The sequence below is a fragment of the Moorena sp. SIO2C4 genome, assembly GCF_010672485.1.
GTDB lineage: Bacteria > Cyanobacteriota > Cyanobacteriia > Cyanobacteriales > Coleofasciculaceae > Moorena > Moorena producens.
The window spans coordinates 1-2,133 of record NZ_JAAHGN010001196.1; the positions used below are offsets into that span (position 1 = coordinate 1).

A 2,133-nucleotide genomic window follows, 5' to 3' on the forward strand; every position below is an offset into this window, starting at 1 on the left:
TCCCTAAAGAATTTCCTAACCTTAAGAGGAGGGGGTGAAAAAAGACCTGATAAAGTCTGGCGCACCTGCGGAGCATCCTGGGGGTTCAGAGGGTTGAGGTGCCGGAGGCTTTTCAATAATCTCAACACCTACCTCTTCCCAACCTTTACGGACAGCTTTTTGTTCCAGGCTGCCAACACCAAATCGGTCACCTGCCACCTTGTATGTCTCTCTGGCAGCATCCTTAAAATCTGAGGTGGAACCCAGCTTATCCCTCAAGGTAAGATACCAGATCCAACCGGCCTTGTCCCAAGCGTATCCACCAATGTCCAGAGCAGCAATGTAGAAGGCTCGGTTGGGGATACCAGAATTGATATGAACCCCACCATTATCTTGAGACCCGGTGTAGATGTCTCTCATATGACCTGGTTGAGGGTCTTTACCTAGTCTGGGGTCGTTATAAGCACTCCCTGGTTCTTTCATGGAGCGAATGCCTTTAGCATTGACATTCTCAGTAAACAGACCAGCTCCAATCACCCAATCCGATTCACTAGCAGTTTGGTTCAGTGTCCGTTGCTTAACTAGGATTCCGAACACATCAGCGAAGTGTTCGTTGAGAGCACCTGGTTGATTCCGATAGACCAGTCCTGCTTCATATTGGATCACCCCATGGGTCAGCTCATGACCAATAATATCGATGGCGATAGTAAAGCGATTGAAGAGTCTCTCCTCTTCTGGCAAATCTTCATCCCCATCCCCATAGGTCATCTGTTGACCATTCCAGAAGGCGTTGTCAAAACCGCGCCCATAATGAACGGTTGAGGTCAACACCACCCCTCGATCATCAATCGAGTTCCGCTCGTATATGTCACGATATAAATCAAAGGTGGCTCCAGAACCATCGTAGGCTTCATCTACTGCTGTGTCACCTGTGGCCGGGTCTCCTTCCCCCCGGACTTGACGGCCAGGTAAACGAGTTTGGTAGTCTGCATGGCAGATCACCCGTTGTTTTGCTGCTCCTGGTTCTCGGGAACTGGGTCGTGTGGAGAAGTCAGCTAATTCCTGGCGCACCCCACGGAACTGACCAGATTCCACTAGGGCGCTCAATGCCCGTTCTCGCTGCATAGGGCTTCCCTGTTCTGAAACTTCCCGCAGCATATACGCCGGAACAATACAGTGCAGAGGGTTGTGGTGGTGATGGTGGTGATGGTGGTGATGGTGGTGATGGTGGTGATGGTGGTGATGGTTTATCTTGGTAGGCATAGTAGTATTTAAGTATTTTTGCTATTACTATGATCGCCCTTGCTAGCTCAGGTTTTATTGCCAAGTTTTATTGCCAGAAGCAACACCTTGGAAACCTTGCCAGCCACTTTTAATCATAGCGAAGTCAACTCAAAACAGTTTCTGATTTATGGCATTGCTTATTGGTCGGATGATTAAGTCTGTTCTATCTTTCCTTACTTCCAGTCTCTTCACCCTGTTTCACCGTTTCATAAATCATCCCCCCAAATCAGCAACGCCTTTATCTGTGGTGTCTCGATTTAAAAATATCGATACCCAAATGATAATTATAGGTTAGATTTCCGAGCTTTTAACTCTTTGATACAACAATCGTTACAATATAGTCGGATTGTATTATTTTTTCCTGATTAGTCATTGGCAAGGGTTCAACATTTTTTAATATCATGGAATAGCCATCAAAATTTTTAACGGCTAAATTTTCTTGGGCTGCTCTCAGGGTTAACTCAACCTCCTCTGGTTGTGAGTTTTCCTTAACAACCTCGAAGGCAATGGTGACTTGTCCTGGCTGCACACAAACCGCATCAACTGGGCATCTGGAATCCTCTACTATATCCAGAACCTTAACTTGCATCGTTTTCGATTCCATTAAGGCCATCTGATCGATATGAAGTTGAATCTCTTGATTTAAATCCGCCTTAACCAAATTTTCTGTTGCTTGAATCTCTTGATTTAAATCCGCCTTACTCAAATTTTCCGTTGCTTGAGTACAACCGAGCATCGGTTGAATCAGACTACAAATGATAATCAGTTTGATGAACCCTGAGACTAAAGCTAATCCGTTCGATTTCGTCATGATTGACCACCCCAAGTCGGTGTAAATGTAAGCCGTCAGCGGTCAGCCGTCAGTGGTCA

Annotated in this window: 2 protein-coding genes; both read right to left on the reverse strand. The window is 46.0% G+C overall.

All coding sequences use genetic code 11. From position 1 onward, the window contains the following. Window positions 1-21: 21 nt before the first annotated feature. A complete protein-coding gene (locus F6K20_RS35505; RefSeq protein ID WP_008190136.1) occupies window positions 22-1,137 on the reverse strand; it encodes a M4 family metallopeptidase in 1,116 nt (371 codons plus the stop codon). A gap of 433 nt (window positions 1,138-1,570) precedes the next feature. Continuing rightward, window positions 1,571-2,074: a hypothetical protein gene (locus F6K20_RS35510; protein WP_008190132.1), complete on the reverse strand. Its 504-nt coding sequence runs from the start codon at window positions 2,072-2,074 to the stop codon at window positions 1,571-1,573. Window positions 2,075-2,133 lie beyond the last annotated feature (59 nt).